This is a genomic window from Bradyrhizobium cenepequi (genome assembly GCF_020329485.1).
GTDB classification, from domain to species: Bacteria; Pseudomonadota; Alphaproteobacteria; order Rhizobiales; family Xanthobacteraceae; genus Bradyrhizobium; species Bradyrhizobium cenepequi.
Map to the genome: position 1 here is coordinate 1 of NZ_JAGKJI010000079.1, position 20,289 is coordinate 20,289.

The following is a 20,289-nucleotide window of genomic DNA, read 5'->3' on the forward strand; positions in this document are numbered from 1 at the left end:
CCGCGCGCCGGTCGAGCAGGTCTTCGCACGTCTCAAGGGCGTCTACCGCTGGGCGCGCGCCCGCTATCTGGGCCTGAGACGCAACCAGACGCATCTGCGTCTTATCTGCCTCGCCATGAACCTCAAACGATGGGCGGTGCTGCAGCCCGTGGGAGCTGCGGCGTGACCGCCACCGCCCGCTGCCATCGGACGGCCCTGAAAACGCGGCCGTCAACCCTCGCGTACCGCCTGAGGCAGCGCAAAAAAATGCCTGACATCGGCTGCCACTCCCGCTCAGCCAATTAAGCAAAGCTCTCGCAAGCGGGAGAGGGAGCGCAGCGCGACTGGAATTCGCAACTTCGAGCAGCAGAGCTAATCCGCCCTGCGCACCTACTCTGCCGCTTGCTGCAGCGGCGGCGTTTCCAAACCCTCCAGCACCTTCGGCGGCGACATCGGGAGCGCGTAGAACCGCTTGCCCACCGCGCGGTAGATCGCGTTCGCGACCGCGGCCATCACGGGCACAAGCGGGACTTCGCCGACGCCCTTGACGCCTTGCGGATGTTTCGGGTTCGGGACTTCGACCAGCACGGTGTCGATCATCGGCAAGTCCGAGCAGACGGGCATGCGATAGTCGAGGAAGCCGGGGTTATCGACCTTGCCGTCGCTGCGATAGATGTATTCCTCGTTCAGCGCCCAGCCGATGCCTTGTGCGACACCGCCCTGGAGCTGGCCTTCGACATAGCCGGGGTGGACGGCGCGGCCGACGTCCTGCACCGCGGTGTAGCGGATGACGCGGGCGATGCCGAGCTCGATGTCGACCTCGACGTCGCAGATGTGGGTGCCGAAGCCGCCCTCGGCGCCTTGGGTGTTGAGCTGTACGCCGGCGCCGATCGGGCCGCCCTGCATGGGGGCCTTCTCGGCGAGATCCTCCAGCGTCAGCGGCTCGAACTGGCCGGCGTTGGGGCTCGCGGGATGCGCGGCGCCGTTCTCCCATTTCACTGCCTCGGGATCGATCTCCCAGATCTTGGCGGCGCGCTCGCGCAGGGTGTTGATGACCTTCTCGGTTGCCTGCGTCACCACCATCGCGGAAGCGAACAGCACGCGGCTGCCGCCGGTGAGATTCGAGAAGCCGACGGTCTGGGTGTCGCCGATGATGACGGAGACGCGGCGATAGTCGATGCCGAGCAGCTCGGCGCAGACATTGGCGATGCCGGCGCGCGAGCCGCCGATATCGGGGTGGCCGGTGGTGACGACGACGTTGCCGTCCTCGGTGATGTTGACTTGCGCGGAGGATTCACCGCCGGCGTTGAACCAGAAGCCGGAGGCGACGCCCCTGCCCTGCAGCTTGCCGAGCGGCGCGCTGTAATGCGGATGGTTCCTGGCCGCCTCCACCGTCTCGACATAGCCGATGCGGGGAAAGACCGGGCCATGCGCGGCCTTGGTGCCCTGCTTCGCTGCGTTCTTCAGGCGGAAGTCGAGCGGGTCCATCTTCAGGCTTTCTGCGACCTCATCGAGCACGCATTCCACCGCGTAGGCGCCGATCGGCGCGCCCGGCGCGCGATAGGCCGCGACCTTGGAGCGGTTGGAGCAGACATCAAAGCCGACCGAGAGCACGTTCGGAATGTCGTAAGGCGCGAAGCTGCACCCCGCAGCGCCGCGGATCGGCGAGCCCGGGAAGGCGCCGGCCTGCAGGTAGAACGTGCCTTGCGCGGCGACGATGGTGCCGTCTTTCTTCGCGCCGATCTTCACGGTGCTCTTGGAGCCCGACGTGGGGCCGGTGGCGCGCATCACCTCCTCGCGCGTCATCACCATCTTGACCGGGCGGCCGGATTTCTTGGCGAGCAGCGTGGCGAGCGGCTCCAGATAGACGATGGTCTTGCCGCCGAAGCCGCCGCCGATCTCGGCGGGGATGGCGCGGATGTCGCTCTGCGGGATGCCGGTGAGATAGGCCGTCATCGCGCGCACCATGAACTGGCCCTGGCTCGAGCTCCAGATCGTGGTCTTGCCGTCGGCGGCGACCGAGATCAGGCAGGCGTGCGGCTCGATATAGCCCTGATGCACCGGGCGCGTGGTGAAGGTGCGCTCGATGACGACATCGGCCTGCTTGAAGCCTTGCTCGATGTCGCCCTTCTTGTGCTCCAGCGTGCCGACGATGTTCGACGGCTTGCCTTCGAACTTGTTGAACTCGTGCAGGATCGGGGCATCAGGCTTGATCGCGTCGTCGATCTCGATCGACCAGGGCAAGACCTCGTAATCGACCTCGATCAATTCGCAGGCCCTTGCGGCGATCGCTTCCGTGGTGGCGGCCACCGCCGCGACGGGATGGCCGGGGAACAGCGCCTTGTCGCGCGCCATCACGTTGCGGCACATCCAGCGCATATCCTGGATGCCGAGCATCACGGATTTCTCGATCGGGAAATCGACGATGTCGCGCGAGGTGACGACGGCCTTCACGCCGGGCAGCGCCTCGGCCCTGGAGGTGTCGATCGAGCGGATGCGCGCATGCGGGTGCGGGCTGCGCAGCACCTTGCCCCAGATCATGCCGGGCATGGCGGTGTCGGCGGCAAAGGCGGCGCGGCCGGTGACCTTGTCGACGCCATCGGGACGGATGGTGCGCTGGCCGATCCACTTGTTATTGACGACGATGTTCATTGGGCGGCCTCCCGGATTTCAGTTGCGGTCTCCAAGACCGCGCGGACGATCTTGTCGTAGCCGGTGCAGCGGCAGAGATTGCCGGCGAGCCAGAAGCGGACTTCCTCCTCGCTCGGGTTCGGGTTCTTGCGCAAGAGCGCCTCGGAGGCGACCAGCATGCCCGAGGTGCAGATGCCGCACTGCAGGGCGGCCTGCTCCAGAAATTTCTCCTGCAGCGGATGCAGCCGGCCGCCGCGCGCCATGCCCTCAATGGTCCTGATCTCGTGGCCCTCGGCTTCTGCGGCGAGCATCAGGCAGGAACAGACCAGCCGATCATCGAGCGTGATCGAGCAGGCACCGCAATCGCCCGACGCGCAGCCCTCCTTGGAGCCGGTGAGCGCGAGCTGGTTGCGCAGCGCGTCCAGCATGGTCTCATAGGGTTCGCAGAGGAATTCCAGCGGCTCGTCGTTGACGGTGGTCGTCACATGCACTTTTGCCATTTGTCATTTCCCTTGCGCGCGTTCGGCGGCGATCTTCGCGGTGCGCTTCAAGAGCACGCCGGCGATCTGGGTGCGGTAGGCGATGGTGCCGCGCTTGTCGTCGATCGGACGGCAGGCGGCGCGGCAGGCATTGGCGGCAGCATTGATCGCGGCGTCATCGAGGCGGGAGCCGATCAGCGCCTGCGCGGCCGGCTCGATCAGAAGCGCGGTCGGCGCCACTGCCCCCAAGCCGACGCGGGCGTGGGTGCAGACGCCGCCCTTCAGCGTCAGGCTGACGCCGCAGCCGACCACGGCGATATCCATCTCGGTGCGCGGGATCATGCGGAGGTAAGCGTCGCTGGAGCCCGGCGGGCGCGGCGGCAGCGTGAAGGAGACCAGGATCTCGCCGGGTTTCAGATTGGTGCGGCCGGGACCGGCCGGGACGTCCTCGACATCAAGCTCGCGGCGGCCGTCCGGGCCCTGCACGGTGACGACGGCGCCGGCCGCGATCATCGCCGGCACGCTGTCGCCGGCCGGCGAAGCGTTGCAGAGATTGCCGCCCGCGGAGGCGCGGCCCTGCACCTGGGTCGAGCCGATCAGGTTCACCGATTCCAGGACGCCGGGCCAGACCTTGCCGAAGCGCGGATGCTCGGCCAGCACGGCGCCCGGCACCGCCGCGCCGACGCGGAAGCTGCCGCCGGAAAGCTCGTCGATCGCAGTGAGTTCCCTGATTTTCTTGATGTCGACGATCAGGCCCGGCTTCACCGCGCCCGAACGCATCTGCACCAACAGATCCGTGCCGCCGGCCAGGATGCGCGCGGCGCTGCCCGCCGCGGCATAAGCGCCGACCGCTTCATCAAGCGTCTGCGGCGCGACGTATCGGATATCCGTCATGGTCGTGTCCGATGCCTCCCATCGTGCTTTGTCCGTGCCCTCTGCCGGGGCTGTCCACGACAGAGTACACGCCGGCACGCCATCGGAACAGCCTCCGGCCCCGGACGAAGTGGCGCCCTCCCATGCGCAAAGGGAATTTGCACATGAGCGAGCTGCCGCTCTCACACAAAACGGTCATGATCCGCGAGGGCTAACGCAGCGTTCCCTCTCGGGCTTCGCCGTTCGTGGAGACAGGATCCCCACCCGGTTTGCGCGTTGCTCGCGCAAACCGACCTCCCCTTTTCAAGGGACGCTGCCGCTGGCGCCGCTGCGCTCCTTCCCCCTGCAAGGGGCTGCAAGGGGGAAGGCTGGGATGGGGGTCAGCCGCGAGTCACGCTGTTCGTGCGTGGAGAGAGCTCTCGCCGTTGCGCGCATCGGTCGCGTGCGTGCCCACACTTCATGCAACCGCGGCTAACCGCCCATTAACCCTGTCAGCCGTAGGGTTTGCCCGCGCCGGAAGGCCGGTTGTCGAGTGGCGGTGATGTCGTTTGCACAAAAGAAACCTACGGTCTTCCCGGCACAGGAGGAGCGGCGGCGCTTCCAGCGCGTCAAAGTGCACCTGCTCGGCCGGTACATGCTGCCCGATCGGCGCGAGTTTCCTTGCCAGATTATTAATATGTCGCCCGGCGGGCTGGCGCTGCTCGCGCCCGGCATCGGCAATGTCGGCGACCGCGTGATCGCCTATCTCGACCATATCGGCCGCGTCGAGGGCAAGATCACCCGCATCATCGACAACGGCTTTGCGATGACCATCATCTCGACGCCGCGCAAGCGCGACAAGCTCGCCGCCCAGCTCACCTGGCTCGCCAACCGCGACATTCTCAATCTGCCGGAAGACCGCCGCCACGACCGCATCGTGCCGCGCAACCCGATCGCGCTGCTCACGCTGGAGGACGGCAGCAAGATGACCTGCCGCATCATCGACCTCTCGCTGTCGGGTGCTGCGATCGCCGCCGAGAACCGGCCGCCATTGAAATCGCTGGTCATGCTCGGGCGCGTGCAATCGCGCGTGGTGCGCAACCTCGACGATGGCTTCGCGCTCGAGTTCGTCCACGAGCAGGCCGCCGAGACGCTCGAAGACGCGGTTACCGCGCGGTAAAGCTCGCGAGCCTCGAATCCCGTGATTTTCGACGCCCACAAGGCGGCATCCGCGATGGCGGACGCCGCCTTTGCCTTGTCTTGCGCCGACCACACGCGGTTAACGCGCGCGGATCTCACGACGGGAAAGACACGCCGGCGTGGCATCAGGTCGTTAATACGTAAAATTTGAATCAATTGCAGTTGTCTCAAATTTTAGTCGAGTTTGCGTCAAGTATAGATCGAATTTGCCGCCAGCTTTACTTGCATTCGCGTCAAATCACCTTTGCTGACTTAGCCGCACCGCAAAACCTTTGTGCGAAACGTGGTCCCAACAAGAAAAACGGGGGCCGCAATGGTTTTCAGGGGACAGGGGAAAGGATGGGCAGTTGCCACCATCCTGTTCGGGTTGAGCGTCACAAGCAGCGTCGCGGCGAAAGCAGGCGACGTGGTCTATGCCAGCCTTGGCGACGCGACGCGGTCGCCGATCGGCTGGGTCGAATTCTGCGCCGAGAACGCAGGCGAATGCCGGCCCAGCGCGACGCAACCGCGTGACATCGTGCTGTCGCAGACGGCGTGGCGCGATCTGGTGCGGGTCAACAAATGGGTCAACGAGACCGTCAAGCCAATGACCGACATCGATCATTGGGGCGTGATCGAGAAATGGTCGTTGCCGACGGACGGCTACGGCGACTGCGAGGACTACGTGCTCTTGAAGCGCAAGATGCTGATCGACGCCGGCTGGCCGCGCGAGGCGCTGCTGATCACTGTCGTGCGCGACAAGAAAGGTGAAGGCCACGCGGTGCTCACCGTGAAGACCGACAAGGGCGAGTTCGTCCTCGACAACCAGAACGAGGACGTCGTCGCCTGGACCGAGACCGGCTACCGCTTCGTCAAGCGGCAGTCGCAGAGCGATCCCAATGTGTGGGTCTCGCTCGGCGATGGCCGCCCGGCCGTCGCCACCGCCAGCTCCCGGCAATAAGCAAAGGGATATCGAACCCGCGACCCGGTCACATCCCCACCCCTCCCCGTCCCAGACCGGTTCGCGCGCGGCCAGGCTCCCCCAAGCCTGGCCGCAACTTTTTGCGGCGCGTGCGGGACGTTCACGAAACAATTGGTGCGGGAGATGAAACCATTTTCCGGCGTTTTCGAAATTCTCCGGAAACGGGCGCTCCATATCTTTGTCGTGGGTGCTGGAGAACGACGATCAGCAGGAATTGCGGGGACCGCTTTTTGAGGTGCGCCATGCGTGAAGAATTTGCCTCTTACAGCTTTCTCGCCGTCACGATTGCCGGGATCGTCCTGTTGTGCTCAGGCCTCGTCGCGCTTGCGTTGACGTGATTCAACCCGTTTGTGGCCTCCGCCGAGCTCAACGGTGGTGGCATGCCGAGCAGGCTCAATGGCCGTCCATCGGCCAGGCCGGCAGTGATCGGCCCGGCATGACCCGTGAAAGCGCGGTGTCGCTGTCATGGCCCGGGCAAATCCACCCGTTGGGAACTCCAGCCGGTTGTCACCGCGCCTAGTATTTAATGCACGTTATTTAATTTGACTTTAATTCATATTTAAATGATGTTTTTCTCATAACGAGATGGGGCACCGCGATCACCCGAGTTGCTGCGGCGTCATTCCGATTGCACGTGGTCTGATTGAATACGAAGACACGCGAAGGCGTCATTCATGCGCCAGCCAATTGATACTGCACCGAGGGACGGAAAAGATATCTGGGTGCTTTACGAACAACCGAGCGGTCTGCTCCCGGCCGGTCGTGCGGGCCGAAGGCTAACGGCCTCTTTGATCGCTGTAATCCTCGCTGCGGCTGCGCTGATCGCTGTGTTCGAGCCATTCAGCGAATACGAGGTTTCGCAAACGACCGAAGCTGGACGCGACGTCGGGCTCAATTCGAAGCCTGCGGTCGCTGGGTGGCAAACGCTCCTTCAGCGCGAAACAGCAGCAGTCCTCACGGGGGACGCCGACCTTTCGCGACAGGTGCTCTTGGCAAGCACGGTGCAGCGTCGCCAGGCGCCCGAAGAGGACACGTCGCACAGGGACGCACCGGCAGGCGAGCCGGCGGCGGCCGCGTCCGCGCAATTGCAGCAGTCGCTCCAGCAAGAACGCGAAAGATCCTCCGCACTGACGGCCGAACTCACAAGGGCCCGCGGCGACTTGGAGACGATGCTGGGACTGTCGCGCAAGTTCCAGGACGACGCGATGCAACGCTGGGAGGCAGCGGAAATTACAGCGGAGGAGCTGCGGCAGTCCCTGCAGCAGGAACAGGCCCATGCCGCGGCGCTCGCCAACGACCTTACCGGAATGCGCCACGAAATCGAGGACAGGGACGCACAACTGCAGCAGGAGCAGGACAAGACCGCTGCTCTCAGCCGGGAGGTCGGCGCAGCGCGCCAGGCGATGGCAGCGAGTGCCGAGCAACAGCGCGGCGCGCTCGACCAGGCACAGATGCGTGCCGCGGCACTCGCGAGCGAACTTGCCGGAACGAGCAGCGAGATCGAGACACAGGCAGCGCAGTGGCAAAAGGCGGTCGATGAAGCCGTACAACAGAAGCAGACGGCGGAGGCAACCATCGCCGAACTGCGGCAGTCGCTGCAGCAGGAGCGGGAAAAGACCACCGCCCTCGTGAAGGAGGCCCAGACCGCGCACGAGGCAACGGCAAGCGCCGAGCAACAGCATCGCGCGCTCGAAGAGGCGCAGGCGCGCGCCGCGGCGCTCGCAAGCGAGCTTGCCGAAATGCACCGCGAGATCGAAACCCGGGACGAAGGCCCGGTGGTGCCGGCAACACGGACCGTGTCACCGGTGACGCAGACCGTGGCAGCGGCCGTATCGGAGCCGCCAACAGCCGCAGATCAGGACAAGGCTGAGGCGGCCCGATTGATTGCGCGCGCCGGCGCGTTGCTCGGCCAGGGCAATATCGGCGCGGCGAGGATAGTGCTTGAGCGTGCCGCCGAGAACGACAGTGCGCGGGCAAGTTTCATGCTCGCGGAGACATATGATCCCGTCGTTTTATCCGCCTGGGGCACCTATGGAACACGCGGCGACGCGGCCAAGGCGCGAGAGCTCTACGCGAAGGCGCATCGTGGCGGTGTTCGCGAGGCCAAGGACCGGCTCGACGCGTTGCCTCGGTAAGGGAATGAGGTTGTCGTGTTCACACATGATGACGTTGGCTGCTGCAGTTGATGATCAAGAGGGGTGCCGACATGAACACTCTGCCAAGGCCACGCTCCCTGCTCCTGCTCGCCACGTTGATGCTGGTCGCCATGATGCTTCAGCCGGCTGACCTGGAAGCACAGACCGCACAATCCTCCAAGGGCAATGCGCAAGTGGTTCGACGGTCCTTCCCGCAGGAGGCCGAAAAAGACCGCATGAACGCCTGGACCGTTGGGCTCGCTGGCGGCTTGCTGGAGGGAGCGCCGATCCGCCTGGCCGCGGAAATGGCCCGCGTCGTCGACGATGGCGCAAACCTGCATCTGCTGCCGATCGTCACCCGCGGCGCCACCGAGAATCTGAACTCGCTGCTTTATCTGCGCGGCGTCGATACGGCGATCATCAATTCCGACGCGCTCGAAGAGTACAGGATTCAAGCGCCGCAGATCCGAAGCCGCATCACCTACCTGCTCAACCTGTTCCCGTCCGAGCTGCATGTTTTCGTCCGACCGGAGATTACAAGCCTGCAGGATCTCGCCGGCAGGAAAGTGAACTTCAACACGCAGGGCACTGCGGCCGCCTATTCAGGACCGCTGATCTTCAGCCGTCTTGGCATCGAGGTCGAGAAGATGTTCATTCCCCATCAGGTCGCCCTGGAACAGATGCGCAAAGGTGAGATGGCGGCCGTGGTGTTCATCACCTCGAAGCCAGTCGACGCCTTCGTGCGTGGCCGCTGGGAGGCGGGATTCAAGTTTCTCCCGGTCCAGTACGACAGCAAATTCGAGGACTACTACCTGCCCGCGACGCTGGAGACAAATGAGTATCCCAATCTGATTAAGCAGGGCGACCGGGTGTCGACCATCGCGGTGCCGACCGCGCTTGTTGCGTTCAATTGGCCGCCGCGGTCGAACCGCTATCAACGCGTCGCACGCTTTGTCGACTACCTGTTCTCGCGAATCGATCGCCTGCAGGCCCCAGGCTTTGACCCGAAATGGAAGTCGATCAATCTCGCAGCGACCGTCCCCGGGCTGGCCCGCTTCCAGGCCGCGCAGGAATGGTTGGATCGCAAGGCGCGCAGCGCACAGGCGCCGCCATGAAGACCGCTGCTTTTCCCATCGCTGTCACCTTCAAGATGGTCTGCGGCATCGCTTACGCACAAGGCACAAACGATCCGATGACAAATCTTCGGGCGTGCTCGGTGATGGAGGGACCAGCCCGGCTGGAATGTCTGGAGGATCTATCACGCAAGATTGCGCCGCCCGGTCGCCCCGCGCCGTACGATAACTGGCGGCTCAGCGAGACCACCTCGCCGGTGGACTATTCGCCGATCGTCACCGCCACCACATTCGCCCGCGGCGGCTCGGAGGGCGCCGCGATGCAACTGGTGATCCACTGCCGCAAGGGCCGCACCGAACTCCTGCTCGCGGGACCGGCGGTGTCACGCAGCGCCGCGGAATACGCCATCTCCTACCGCGTCAATGAGGACTCGCCGGTGCAGCTTGCGGCCGCCTCGCCATCATTCGGGTCCGGCGTCGCCTTCCGCGGCGACGTCGTGCGTCTGCTGCAATCGTTACCCGACGAGGGCGGCATCGCTGTCCGCCTTTTCACCCGCACCGGCGCGGCTCAGGAGGGGCATTTCCTGCTCGGCGGATTGAAGACCGTGCGTGAAAAACTGGCGGCGGCGTGCAAATGGCCACGTGCCGTCGCCAGGCCGGGAGAGTGATGGTCATGGGACGGGGAGAAGCAAGATGATCAGAATTGGAAATCTGGCGATAGCCGCCATTGCCGGCTTGGCGATGTCGCTCCTGATCGCGCCGACCGCGCAAGCGCAGATGGACGATCAGGTGAGGCCGCAAGCGAGGAAGTCGTACCGGGTGAGCAAGCCGAAGCCGCCGAGCAGGCAGACGCAGGCGAGCAGGCAGAAGGACGATCAGACGAGCAAGCACGACCGGAAGAGCGATCAGAAACTGGCGCTGGTGACAAAACCCACCGAGATCGCCAGGAAGCCGCATCAGCTGCTCCTGCAGGTCAATTCCAACGAACCTGCAATGATGAATCTGGCGCTTAACAATGCGACCAACGTTGCGCAATACTACCGCGATCTCGGTGAAGACGTGTCGATCGAGGTTGTCACTTTTGGCCCTGGGCTTCACATGCTGCGCGATGACACCTCTCCAGTGAAGGCGCGCATCGAGGGGCTCGCGATGAGCAACCCGGAAATCTCCTTCAAAGCCTGCGGTAATACCAAGGAAAACATGCGTAAGGCGGAGAACAAGGATATCAGCCTGATTCCACAGGCGACGATCGTGAAATCCGGCGTCGTCCGCGTCATGGAGCTGCAGGAGCAGGGCTGGACCTACGTCAAACTGTGAGACTCCCGACCGATTCTGAGAATGTCCCCTATCGGTGAAGACCGGAAGTGATCGGCGGACGGTCAAATCGACGCTGTTGACCCAACAGCGACATCGATCGTTTTTTGCTGCGACGCCCAATAGGGGCCCCATCCCAATGATCTCCCGACAGGCCCCAGGGCGTCGGTCTCATAAGGATTCTTCATCCGCAGGACGATGAAGCATTCGAGACCATTCTTGATCCTGTTCGCAAGCCAACGCCGCATGCCGCGGTCGATGGTTTCCTCGAGCAACGATTGACGAAAGACGAACTGCAAACCTTGCGCCCCGCTATCGAGGGCAGCCAGCCTCGAGTGCTTCCCTTTTCATTTACAAAGCGACTTTCGCGGCAGTTTGTAATTTACGGTTAGCAACGTATCGTTCGCATAATCAAAAATTAAGTTGTCAGCCTCTGTCATTTCAGCGCGCATGGCGTTACAGCAGAAGACCATCCATGGGCTAAAGACCGGGCGCTTGCACAGGGCATGATAGAGTTCTTTGGCATCGATGATAAGGTTGCGGCATCCCCGAGCAGCAGCCACCTCCAATCGAGATCGAATCTCCTGTCTGAAGCGATCGGTTGAAATCATCGCTCACCTTTCCGAGCTAAGTCGCCGGTTTGAGAACGACGCCTTAGCCGTGGCCATCCGCTCGTCGCACCTTCGGTGACACTATGGACGAATACCGTTGTTCCCGGATATTTCAACAACCGCGGCAGATGTTCTTTAGCTTGGCGGCTGTTCGGGCGTCTTCCGCGATGAATGGGTCTTTGTACGCAGCGCGCGATCCATCGTTTTCAACACCAACGGGCTTTTTGGCTTTTGGAGGAGACGCCGCGTCGTAACAAGCCAGCCGTTCGCTCGCGGGTTCGATCGCGCTGCAATCTGGTCCCATGGCGAAAGCGCTCTGTGCGACTGCGCAGAGCACGAATACTGCGAGAATCCTCTTCATCCAGTTTCCTTTTGCGGGTTACATCGCAGACTCAGCTATTTGGCGAGATAACGTCTTCGCCCTTTATGGCGCGGTCCAGCGCGTCGATCAGCGTTTGAATCTCGGTGAACTTGGTGCGTGCTCGCTCGGCCTTGTCCCGGTCAAAGGGAGCGGCCAGCACCTTCGCATGGGCGTCCCTGTCTTCGATCATACGCGCACGGGCTTTTTTCAGCGTTTCGAGTCGTTCACTCATCTAGGGCCCCTTTGTTCGTTTTTACCCATCAAAGATCTCAGTCAAAGGCAAAAGGAAATTGGCCGTTGCGGAAGATGACCGTAGGCTCGTCATCATAGTCGCCCATTTCCGGATCGCCTGAGGATGAAAAGGCAACCACCCCGAGTTTGTTTAATGCCAGTCGTTCCGCCGTTCGGACGGCGGCTGTTGCCGATTTGCAGGCTATTGGAGCATCGGCCTTAAGGTTTCTGCCTTTTCCGGCATTGAATGACTGGACGAAATAAATTGTTTCGCGGGCCATCAAGTCTCCTTACGTCACCGGTCGGAGGCACGGACATTCGCACTTTGTTTTAGTGGAGATGGCAACTCACCTTGCATCGCTTGCATAAGCGCCGAAATCTTGATGGTCGCAAAATTGGAGAAGGTATCCGACACCGCGTACGGCAAAATGATCTGGTCGTGGTACCTCATGGCGCCGCATGTATAGACGACATTAGGGACGTAGCCTTCGCGTTCGGAAGGTTCTGGCCGCAATAACGGTTCGCTCGAACGCGCCAGCACTTTGGACGGGTCGCGCTTGTCGAGCAGCGCTGCGCCGATCGAATACTTCCGAACCGGACCGACACCGTGCATGAACAGCAGCCAGCCGTCATCCAGTTCGATCGGTGACCCGCAGTTGCCGATCTGCACGAACTCCCAGGGAAACTGCGGCTTCAAGATCGCCTGACCGCCTTCCCACGTGTACAGGTCGTTTGAGTAGACCAGATAGAGGTTCTCATTGTCCTGCCGGGCGATCATGGCGTACTTGCCGTCAATCCTGCGCGGGAATAGCGACATGCCCTTGTTGCGCGCGGCCGCGCCATGCAGCGGAGACATTCGAAAAGACAGAAAGTCGCTGGTCTCGATCAATTCAGATCGGATCGCTGTGCCGCTGTACGCGGTGTAGGTTGCGTAATAGGTCGTCCGGCCGCCATCGGTGAATTCGACAAAGCGGGCATCTTCGATCCCGTGCGACTGGGAGTCTGTAACCGGAAAGATGACGCGTTCACTGATGTCCTGGTCCGGTTCAAAGACGACCCCAACCTCATCGCCGATTGGTCCGGGTATCGTGTACCCGATCCGGGGACTTGAAGCGAGCCGGACCGTCGGATCGACGGCAAGGCTGCCGTCGGTTGCGATGGTCCCGGAGCGAAACGTCAGCGACGACACGTGTCCCTCGCCGACGGCACGCAGGCTGAGGATAAAGCGCAGGCTGCCGGTCGCGGTCCCCGACTGATCAGGATGCGGGACGATACTGGGATTGAACAGCGCCGATGCTTCGAACGAATACTCGTTAAGAAAATAGGCGCCGACCAGCTGGCGCTGGGTTTCTGAAAAATTGCCATGCGCCGCGAACGCCTCCTCCATCTCGTCGGCACGCAGCTCGAACGTCTCCAGCAGGTTGCGATGCCGACCCTGGAAGTTATCCAGCACATCCTTGAGCTGGCTGGCCGCGGCCTTCGGGTCGAGCGCGAGAACGCGTTCGACGATATGGTTGGCGCGTGTCTTGTCGGTCGCGTTAAGATCGCGCGGTTCCGTCGCCGGCTTGAACGGACGCACGATGACGCGTGCGGGGTCGGGGCGCAGATAGAGCGCTTGGCGATGCACGAAAGTGGCTTGCGACAACGTGCCCTCGATTGGCCGGAGTGAGCGTTAGATCAGGCGCCGACGGCGCGAAGCGCCACGGGATTTGTCGGATTGACGTTGACGTGGGCAAGCTGCCGAATCTCGGCAAGGCCCAACAGATAGCACACAACCGACTCGCCCCCGCGATTTTCGTTGGCACGGTCGGGATGCAGTCCGTCCCGGCAACTGCCGCTCTCGGGATCGACGAGCGCGACCGACAGATCGTTGCTGCCGAGAAACCAGGCGAAGACGTTCGCTGCGACAGATTTCCATTCGGCATCGCCGGCCGCGCGCCACGCGGTCAGGCTGGCGGCAATCGTCGCCGTCGCCTCCACCGGCTGCTGATCGAACGCACGCGGAGGTTTACGGAGTTCGGCAAAACTGGCTGTGCCGACCGGTCGGAAATGGCCCGTTGCTGCCGTTTGTTGTGTCATCAGCCAGCGGAGGGTTCTTAGACCGGCATCGACATAGCTGGGTGTTTGCGTCGCCATGCCCGTCAGCATCAAGGCCTGCGGGAGGCGCGCGTTGTCATACGCGAGCCCCTCCTCGAACCACGTCCAGTCCGGCGTCTCGACCGACGCGAGGCTGGACATCAGTCTGTCGGCGAGCGCGCGACGAATTTCCCGGGCGTGGCGATCGTTGGGATCCAGAGCGCAATAAGCGTCCAACCCCAGCAGCGTGAAGGCCAACGCACGGGGCGAACCAAAGGTTTTCACGGTTGGCAGTGCCTGGGCGAACAAGGCGGCCGCCCATCGACGCCGTGACGGACTGGCATCTTTAAGCGCGCATTGACCCAACGCCCACAATGTCCGTCCGTGACTGTCTTCGGAGCCTTTGTCTTCAAGCCAGGTCCGGTTGAAGCCCATGAAGTTGCGAAATCGTCCGGTGTCGGGATTCCAGGCATGCTGCACAAAAGCGGCAAATCGTGCCGTCAACATATCCGCCAGGGGCTGCTCGCCCGGTTCATTGAGGGCACAGGCCAATAACAGCGCGCGAGCATTGTCATCCACGCAATAGCCATGCGAGCGATCCGGCACCGAATGCACGGCGTGCTGGAACAAGCCGGTATCATCACACATCGACAGAAAATGGCCTGTCTGCATGCTCGGCGCCGCGAGCTCGTTTGGCGCGACCAGGTCTCGTTTGCCGCGCGTAATGACCTTCAGCAAGTGACCCTGCTGCGCATTCTCGAAAGCGGTCATGTAGCGTTGGGCGGTACGCTCCCATGTCATCGATCGGCTGCCCGCGTAGGCTCGCTCGCGCATGGCCTGCCCGCGAGGATTGTCGGTAAGCAATTGCGCAATTCCGTTGCCGATCCCTGCCACGTCGCCAAAGGAAACGAGAACGCCGCGCCCATCGGCCAGCAATTCGCGCGCGTGCCAATAAGGCGTTGACACAACTGGTTTTCCGAGGCCGAAGCTATAGGCCAGCGTGCCCGACGTCATCTGCGCTTCGTTGAGATAGGGCGTGACATAGACATCGCACATCGAAATGAATTCGAGCAGCGTGGCCTGATCAACGAACTGGTTGAGGAATATGACGTTGTTCTCGACGCCAAGCTCCTGCACCCGCGTCATCAGGCTCTCGCGATAGGCTTCGCCCTCATCCCGAACCAGATTGGGATGGGTCGCACCGAGCACGACGTAGACCGCGTCCGAGCATCGTTTGAGAATCGAGGGCATGGCGTCGATTACGACCTCAATGCCCTTGCTGGGGGACAGCAGGCCGAACGTCAGAATGACGGAGCGGTCGCTGAATCCGAGTTTGGCTTTTGCTGCGTTAGACTCAACAAACGGAAAGTCAGGAATGCCATGGGCAATGACTTCGATCTTGTCGTCCGGCACACGATAGACGCTGTGCAGCAGCTCGCGGCCCTTGTTGGCCATCACGACTATCTTTGAGGACCCCCCGACGAGGTGTTCCATCACCGCGCGCTGAACCTTGGTCGGCCTGGCCAGCACCGTGTGCAGCGTTGTCACTATCGGCATAGTAAGGCGCGACAGCAGCTCGAGGATGTGGGCGCCGGCTTCGCCGCCAAAAATTCCGAACTCGTGCTGCAGGCAAACCACGTCGAATCGGCCGGCGTTCAGAAAGTCTGCTGCGCGAACATAATCCTCGATCGCGTCATCTTTGACCTGGAAGGCGACGGAAGCGGGATAGCCATAGGCCTGACCATGGTCGGTCATCGCCACGATGCAAGTCTCGAGATTTGGCCGGGAAATCGAGATCGCGCGTTGCAGATCGGTCGTAAATGTTGCGATACCGCAGCGGCGAGGCAATGAATTTCCGATCACCGCGATCCTGCGGGGCGGCGTCACGTCTGCACCTCGGCAAGGCCCGTCAATTGCGGAACAGCTATGGCGGCTTGTGAAACAGGATTGGCCGATGGCTCGCCGAGCCGCTGAAGCAGGGAACCGACCGGAGCAGCCGCCGGATAGGCGACCAGGGCCGCCAATCCGTTGACGCCGACTTCGATGCTGGTACGGCCGCCACCAACGAAGATCGCCTGTCCTATCGATGCCATTGCCAATCCGATCGCCGCGTGGCCGTCGAGAACAAGGATCCAGGTCTCCGCTTCAGCGAGCAACGCCCAGCTTGAGCCCTCAGGCAGGTCAAGTCGCTCGAGAACGAAATATCGGCTCGCGACGAGAGCTGTTCGTTCATCCGTAAGGCGGATCGGATTGATTGCAGATCGGAGTGGCCAGGCGTTGGCCACCGCTACGCCGTTGTCTTCGTGCAACTCGCGTTGCCTGCCATAGTCGAACAAGCGGAATGTGGCATCGCTTCGCTGCTGAATTTCGGCGAGCACGATGCCGGCGCCCAAGGCATGGATAGTGCCAGCCGGAATAAAGATGACATCGCCCTTCTCAACAGGACGCCATCGAACCAGTTCGACGATCGAACCGTTCCGGATCGAGGCCCGTAATTCCTGTGGCGTTACCCGCCGCTCCAGCCCGACGCCGATCCGTGCGTCCGGTTTCGCCGAGATGATGTACCACGCTTCGCTCTTGCCGTTCTGCAGCCCCATTGCCCGCGCGAAAGTATCGTCGGGATGAACCTGGATCGACAATGGCGCACCGGTGAACAGCAGCTTGAGCAGCAAGCCAGGGATCGGCGCGTTTTTGTCGGCCCGCTCGAACCATAACTCCCCCACGGCATCACCCGTACCATCGATGCTGCTCCAGGGCCGGAGATCGCTGACACCCCAGGGCTTCTGTACGGCCCGCACGGAGGCATGTTCGACGGGCATAAGCTGTCCTGACTCTAACGCGCACGTCGGAGCGACATGCCGTTGGCTGCTAATCGTCCATAATATTGTGTGGCTGGGCGTCGCGTTTCGGGACACGCCTACGACAAGGAAGTGCTTACGCTATCTTACCATATGGATACTTCGGCACCTGATATCAACCTTTGAGCGGTGCGCGCCATCGATATGATGGAAAACGCCGTCTTCTCGCGCAAGCGTGTCATGAGGGCCGCATTCCCCGGTCATTCCTTTGCGATTTCCCTCGACATCGTGGCCGAAAGAGAATCTCCCGCACAAAAGACGAAAAAACCTGTTCTTTCAATTGACGAGCCAGAGCCGAAGAAAATTGTACGAGCCGATCGGTTTTCCACCGAAGGATTCGCAATCATCGTCGACGGTCATTTCAAGTCGGAATTTGACACTGTTGAAGCCGTTGAAGCATCGGGTCGAAAACTGAAGGCGGCTTATCCGATGCTTCAGATCGAAATCTATGACGCCGACAAGGGGATCCGCACCTTGTTGAGCGAACCAACCTAGCGGGCCATACCCGATGCGCCCGATTTAGTTGATTACTATGACCGCGTAGTCTTCTATATTGGACCACACCCTTTTAGGCGCCAAGGCGAACAATCTTTTTATTCACCCACCGACGAAATTCGTGCTCGCGACCAACCAAGCATTGCGAAGACGCTCGGTCTTACGATTCTGCCAACATTGCTTGCCGGGGGCCGACGAGGTGATCGATAGGTAAGCCGACAACCTGCCCGACGCTAGGGATGAAGGCCCAGATACGGCGCCATGGTCGCGGAGTTATCCTCTTGGAAGCTGTTGATGGTGAAAAGGCAGCCAAGCAGTATGGCTGCAATCACACAGTATCCGAGGTAGGGTCGCGGTCGAGACCTGATATCACTCGTTTGTCCGGAAAGCCTCATTGCTTCTTCGAGCCGATGCTGAACTTGGTCGACACGATAGCCTTCGCGCTCGGCGCTGCCGCGACGATCTTCGGCTTTTCCTTCTTCGGCTTTTTCGCTTCTCGATTGCCGTGTCGTTCGCCTTTGCTCATCGTCCCAAGCTCCTCTGCGTCTCTGGCACAATCGAACTGGCGCCCCTATCTCATGGAGCGTGCGGGCGGGGCTCGTCAACTCTTCGTCGCTGTCTTTGCGAGCTCTGTTTCGATACCGGATGCGCAAGCCTTGGCGAACGAGTAATCCATGTTCGTGGACGCCACGTCTTTCACGAATTCGCGGACAATGGTGTCTCGGGAATAAGAGCTGGCCGCCTTGAACTTGGCGACAGCACCGTCCGCGGCTGTGAACTGCGCGACGCACATCGGCACCAGAACAGACATCCGGCCACTGGTCTCCGCCGTAGCACTCATGATTCTAGCGGTCTCTCCAGTGACCCAGCCGCCCCAGATAAAGCCAATTGCTACGGCCGCGACGGCGCCGAAGGCGATCCCTTGAAGGAAACGGGTCCGGGACTCGCCTTGCAAGATTGCAGGAACTCTCATGAAGGTCGCCTTTCTTGCGCATCCACAGATGCGCGCCAGCGCCGCTGACACGCCGACGCTGATAGTAAACGTCAAATTATGATTTGCGCCGTCCGATGGCACTCGAGCTGCTGCTACGACAATGAGCGGCGACTTCGGAAGTCGCTGCTTTACGGGCAGCTCCAAGGTGAGCCGTCTGCCGACCTGTCGTGGAACGCTATATCGTTGACCTGATAGTGTAAAGCGTATTCGGTTCTGCTGCGGCTTCACGCTCAAGCTGCCGCTCGTATTTTGGGCAGTTCGCGTACTGTCGATGAGCGATAAGCTCGATCCGCCAGACGCAATTGCGCTTGCACCCCGATGCAATCGGTCCATCAAGCCGCATGCCGGTTTCGCGAAAGATGACAGGCCTCGCATGCCTATTATCGGAGGCATCGCGTCCCTGTGCCATCAGCACGCGGTTAATCCGGGGCACGTTGTTGCGCGGATCGAATGTGTGCCAGCGCCCGCTGATATAGGCTTCAAACGACCCAGCAAAGTCGCCTGGGCCATACGCTATATTCGGGACAAGCTGTTCCCAAAGGGGCCGTAACACAACGGCAAATGCCACTCTGTCTTGCGTTGCTGAATATTGGGTCGTCGTTCGCTTGCGCCCGCCGGCGTCCAAACTGAGGCAGTCGCAGCCGCCCGATCAATCCGGCGTCAGATCGTAGTCGCGGCGGAGGGCCTGCTGGACATACATCGCTGCCCGAGCCGCCGTATTTGGATCGGCAGCGCCAGCAGATACCACGCAAATCGACCAGTCACTTTCTGCACGGTCATCGGTGACGCGATTTATTGCGATGCTCGTTACACTCGAACAACCGGGTCGCTGTCGAATTTCCTCCAATGCCCGCCACCGCAAAGTTTGCATCGAAAGCAGGGTCTTCGCCATTTCGCGGCGTTACTTCGATGCGTTGGCGATTTTGTGCTGCAAGTGGCCGGTCTCATGATCACGGCGGAGCTGGCTCATCGACGTTTCGTTCAACTGAAGCAGAACTTCACTCAGCTTCTCGGTTTCAGGATAACCGGCTGCGAAGCCTTGTCCGTAAATCTTGCGCAACGTGCGGATGAGGGTGTTTCCGTGCTTGTGGCTGATTTCGCCATCCTTGTTGCGGTGGCGATTGTCGAGACCTGCCTTGCTCATGCTTGCTCTCCATCGTGCCCGAAGCCGACAGCATCCTCCCCCCGGGGTCGGATAGCAACTTAATCATGCGGTGCCGCGACGCACGCCGCATGATGGGTCATTTGCTGCGGTGCATGAGTCTGTTGTTGGCCCATCGCGACAGATTTGACCTGTCGCGATGGGGTCCGCTCTCAGAGGCAAACCGGGCTCGATTTGCTCTCCGCAAGTATTACAGGTTTTGACCCGTACCGGTCATCGTTGAACGGGCACTGCGACGCAATACATTCTTGCTTTGGTTTGTATCTAGGGGTGCTGGGACCTGGTAGCACGGCTGGAAGAACTAAGCATCTACGACCTGCCGATTTTAAGCGCCATGAATGACCCCCGAAAAGTCGATATCTACTCAGCCGCCCACAAGCGTGACCCGTTTCCGCTCTATGCGTTTCTTCGCGGCGAGGCGCCGGTCTTCGAAGTTCGCGTACCCGTCCTGAAGCGAGCGTGGCTGATTACACGTTACGATGACGTAGTCTTGTGCCTGCAAGACAGCGACAGGTTCGTCAAGAACCCGCGCAATGCAGGGCTGAGCTCGCCCAAGTCTGTTCCGTGGTGGACACCAGTGAGCCTTAGGACGCTGTCAGAAAACATGCTGGACCTGGACGACCCCGCACATCGAAGGCTGCGGGTCCTGATCAACAAGGCGTTTAGTCGTGCACGCATCGAGCAGTTACGAAACCGCGCCGAAGTGCTGGCTGAGGATCTCGTCGATCGGATGCGCGCAAAATTGAAGCCCGATATTATTGAGGATTTCGCCCTTCCGCTTCCGTTGACCATGATCTCGGAGCTGCTGGGCTTGCCCGAGGAGGCCCGGACGCGCTTTCGGAGGTGGACGAATGTTTTTCTCGGAGCGCGATCGGAA

General features: G+C 61.5%; 22 protein-coding genes and 1 pseudogene. 9 read left to right on the plus strand and 14 right to left on the minus strand.

Annotated elements, in window-relative coordinates; translation table 11 throughout:
• The coding region (locus tag J6497_RS38060; protein ID WP_225707302.1) for a transposase at window positions 1-166 on the plus strand (166 nt) is incomplete at its 5' end.
• A gap of 203 nt (window positions 167-369) precedes the next feature.
• Here J6497_RS38060 and J6497_RS38065 read toward each other — a convergent pair.
• From J6497_RS38065 to J6497_RS38075, 3 genes are read right to left on the minus strand one after another with little or no spacing between them, the layout of a single operon-like run.
• On the minus strand, window positions 370-2,631 hold the full coding sequence (locus tag J6497_RS38065) for a xanthine dehydrogenase family protein molybdopterin-binding subunit (RefSeq protein ID WP_225709311.1): 2,262 nt from the start codon (window positions 2,629-2,631) through the stop codon (window positions 370-372).
• Window positions 2,628-3,110 (minus strand): (2Fe-2S)-binding protein, encoded by a 483-nt coding sequence (locus tag J6497_RS38070; RefSeq protein ID WP_225709312.1) that lies wholly within the window; start codon window positions 3,108-3,110, stop codon window positions 2,628-2,630. The genes J6497_RS38065 and J6497_RS38070 overlap by 4 nt, the downstream gene beginning before the upstream one ends.
• Before the next feature lie 3 nt (window positions 3,111-3,113).
• Entirely contained in the window at window positions 3,114-3,974 is an 861-nt protein-coding gene (locus tag J6497_RS38075; protein WP_225709329.1) for an FAD binding domain-containing protein, read from the minus strand.
• Window positions 3,975-4,503: 529 nt separating this feature from the next.
• On the opposite strand from J6497_RS38075, the gene J6497_RS38080 reads away from it, so the two are divergent.
• From J6497_RS38080 to J6497_RS38105, 6 genes are all read left to right on the plus strand, one after another.
• The gene (locus J6497_RS38080; RefSeq protein ID WP_225709313.1) at window positions 4,504-5,121 is read left to right on the plus strand and encodes a PilZ domain-containing protein; all 618 of its coding nucleotides are present in this window, start codon (window positions 4,504-4,506) and stop codon (window positions 5,119-5,121) included.
• A gap of 333 nt (window positions 5,122-5,454) precedes the next feature.
• Entirely contained in the window at window positions 5,455-6,081 is a 627-nt protein-coding gene (locus J6497_RS38085; RefSeq protein WP_225709314.1) for a transglutaminase-like cysteine peptidase, read from the plus strand.
• An 809-nt stretch (window positions 6,082-6,890) separates the two neighbouring features.
• Window positions 6,891-8,237 (plus strand): coiled-coil domain-containing protein, encoded by a 1,347-nt coding sequence (locus J6497_RS38090; RefSeq protein ID WP_225709315.1) that lies wholly within the window; start codon window positions 6,891-6,893, stop codon window positions 8,235-8,237.
• Window positions 8,238-8,308: 71 nt separating this feature from the next.
• A complete protein-coding gene (locus J6497_RS38095) occupies window positions 8,309-9,352 on the plus strand; it encodes a TAXI family TRAP transporter solute-binding subunit (RefSeq protein WP_225709316.1) in 1,044 nt (347 codons plus the stop codon).
• Window positions 9,349-9,978 carry a hypothetical protein gene (locus tag J6497_RS38100; protein ID WP_225709317.1) on the plus strand — a complete coding sequence of 210 codons (630 nt, stop codon included), beginning with the start codon at window positions 9,349-9,351 and terminating at the stop codon, window positions 9,976-9,978. Before J6497_RS38095 ends, J6497_RS38100 begins: the two co-directional genes overlap by 4 nt.
• Window positions 9,979-10,003: 25 nt before the next feature.
• Window positions 10,004-10,627: a DsrE family protein gene (locus J6497_RS38105; RefSeq protein WP_225709318.1), complete on the plus strand. Its 624-nt coding sequence runs from the start codon at window positions 10,004-10,006 to the stop codon at window positions 10,625-10,627.
• Window positions 10,628-10,971: 344 nt separating this feature from the next.
• Here the strand turns inward: J6497_RS38105 and J6497_RS38110 are convergent, their stop codons facing one another.
• From J6497_RS38110 to J6497_RS38140, 7 genes are all read right to left on the minus strand, one after another.
• Window positions 10,972-11,235, minus strand: a complete 264-nt coding sequence (locus tag J6497_RS38110) for a hypothetical protein (protein ID WP_225709319.1) — start codon at window positions 11,233-11,235, stop codon at window positions 10,972-10,974.
• A 112-nt stretch (window positions 11,236-11,347) separates the two neighbouring features.
• Window positions 11,348-11,596, minus strand: coding sequence for a type VI secretion protein (locus J6497_RS38115; RefSeq protein ID WP_225709320.1), 249 nt, complete (start codon window positions 11,594-11,596; stop codon window positions 11,348-11,350).
• Between the two features lie 31 nt (window positions 11,597-11,627).
• Entirely contained in the window at window positions 11,628-11,828 is a 201-nt protein-coding gene (locus J6497_RS38120; RefSeq protein WP_225709321.1) for a hypothetical protein, read from the minus strand.
• Between the two features lie 37 nt (window positions 11,829-11,865).
• Complete coding sequence (locus tag J6497_RS38125) at window positions 11,866-12,108, minus strand: hypothetical protein (protein WP_225709322.1); 243 nt, start codon at window positions 12,106-12,108, stop codon at window positions 11,866-11,868.
• A gap of 14 nt (window positions 12,109-12,122) precedes the next feature.
• Window positions 12,123-13,472: a glycoside hydrolase family 130 protein gene (locus tag J6497_RS38130; protein ID WP_225709323.1), complete on the minus strand. Its 1,350-nt coding sequence runs from the start codon at window positions 13,470-13,472 to the stop codon at window positions 12,123-12,125.
• A gap of 32 nt (window positions 13,473-13,504) precedes the next feature.
• Window positions 13,505-15,790, minus strand: coding sequence for a glycosyltransferase family 4 protein (locus tag J6497_RS38135; protein ID WP_225709324.1), 2,286 nt, complete (start codon window positions 15,788-15,790; stop codon window positions 13,505-13,507).
• Window positions 15,787-16,722: a class I mannose-6-phosphate isomerase gene (locus J6497_RS38140; protein WP_225709325.1), complete on the minus strand. Its 936-nt coding sequence runs from the start codon at window positions 16,720-16,722 to the stop codon at window positions 15,787-15,789. The genes J6497_RS38135 and J6497_RS38140 overlap by 4 nt, the downstream gene beginning before the upstream one ends.
• Window positions 16,723-16,890: 168 nt before the next feature.
• Between J6497_RS38140 and J6497_RS38145 the strand changes: the two genes are divergently transcribed.
• Window positions 16,891-17,256 carry a hypothetical protein gene (locus J6497_RS38145; protein WP_225709326.1) on the plus strand — a complete coding sequence of 122 codons (366 nt, stop codon included), beginning with the start codon at window positions 16,891-16,893 and terminating at the stop codon, window positions 17,254-17,256.
• Window positions 17,257-17,647: 391 nt separating this feature from the next.
• Here J6497_RS38145 and J6497_RS41420 read toward each other — a convergent pair whose 3' ends face one another.
• The 4 genes and pseudogenes from J6497_RS41420 to J6497_RS38160 form a co-directional block, all read right to left on the minus strand.
• Entirely contained in the window at window positions 17,648-17,782 is a 135-nt protein-coding gene (locus J6497_RS41420; RefSeq protein ID WP_283845918.1) for a hypothetical protein, read from the minus strand.
• Between the two features lie 75 nt (window positions 17,783-17,857).
• Window positions 17,858-18,484, minus strand: a complete 627-nt coding sequence (locus J6497_RS38150) for a hypothetical protein (protein WP_225709330.1) — start codon at window positions 18,482-18,484, stop codon at window positions 17,858-17,860.
• Window positions 18,485-18,632: 148 nt separating this feature from the next.
• A pseudogene (locus J6497_RS38155) lies at window positions 18,633-18,761 on the minus strand (transglutaminase family protein); the annotation flags it as partial.
• A 390-nt stretch (window positions 18,762-19,151) separates the two neighbouring features.
• On the minus strand, window positions 19,152-19,394 hold the full coding sequence (locus J6497_RS38160; protein ID WP_225709327.1) for a hypothetical protein: 243 nt from the start codon (window positions 19,392-19,394) through the stop codon (window positions 19,152-19,154).
• A 352-nt stretch (window positions 19,395-19,746) separates the two neighbouring features.
• Between J6497_RS38160 and J6497_RS38165 the strand changes: the two genes are divergently transcribed.
• Window positions 19,747-20,289: cytochrome P450 family protein (locus tag J6497_RS38165; RefSeq protein WP_225709328.1), on the plus strand; the 543-nt coding region annotated here is incomplete at its 3' end.

Bases quoted from the DNA above. Each gene is read 5' to 3' on its own strand.
- J6497_RS38065 (WP_225709311.1), bottom strand. From the start codon at position 2,631: ATGAACATCGTCGTCAATAACAAGTGGATCGGCCAGCGCACCATCCGT.
- J6497_RS38070 (WP_225709312.1), bottom strand. From the start codon at position 3,110: ATGGCAAAAGTGCATGTGACGACCACCGTCAACGACGAGCCGCTGGAA.
- J6497_RS38080 (WP_225709313.1), top strand. From the start codon at position 4,504: ATGTCGTTTGCACAAAAGAAACCTACGGTCTTCCCGGCACAGGAGGAG.
- J6497_RS38085 (WP_225709314.1), top strand. From the start codon at position 5,455: ATGGTTTTCAGGGGACAGGGGAAAGGATGGGCAGTTGCCACCATCCTG.
- J6497_RS38095 (WP_225709316.1), top strand. From the start codon at position 8,309: ATGAACACTCTGCCAAGGCCACGCTCCCTGCTCCTGCTCGCCACGTTG.
- J6497_RS38100 (WP_225709317.1), top strand. From the start codon at position 9,349: ATGAAGACCGCTGCTTTTCCCATCGCTGTCACCTTCAAGATGGTCTGC.
- J6497_RS38105 (WP_225709318.1), top strand. From the start codon at position 10,004: ATGATCAGAATTGGAAATCTGGCGATAGCCGCCATTGCCGGCTTGGCG.
- J6497_RS38110 (WP_225709319.1), bottom strand. From the start codon at position 11,235: ATGATTTCAACCGATCGCTTCAGACAGGAGATTCGATCTCGATTGGAG.
- J6497_RS38115 (WP_225709320.1), bottom strand. From the start codon at position 11,596: ATGAAGAGGATTCTCGCAGTATTCGTGCTCTGCGCAGTCGCACAGAGC.
- J6497_RS38120 (WP_225709321.1), bottom strand. From the start codon at position 11,828: ATGAGTGAACGACTCGAAACGCTGAAAAAAGCCCGTGCGCGTATGATC.
- J6497_RS38125 (WP_225709322.1), bottom strand. From the start codon at position 12,108: ATGGCCCGCGAAACAATTTATTTCGTCCAGTCATTCAATGCCGGAAAA.
- J6497_RS38140 (WP_225709325.1), bottom strand. From the start codon at position 16,722: ATGCCCGTCGAACATGCCTCCGTGCGGGCCGTACAGAAGCCCTGGGGT.
- J6497_RS41420 (WP_283845918.1), bottom strand. From the start codon at position 17,782: ATGAGCAAAGGCGAACGACACGGCAATCGAGAAGCGAAAAAGCCGAAG.
- J6497_RS38160 (WP_225709327.1), bottom strand. From the start codon at position 19,394: ATGAGCAAGGCAGGTCTCGACAATCGCCACCGCAACAAGGATGGCGAA.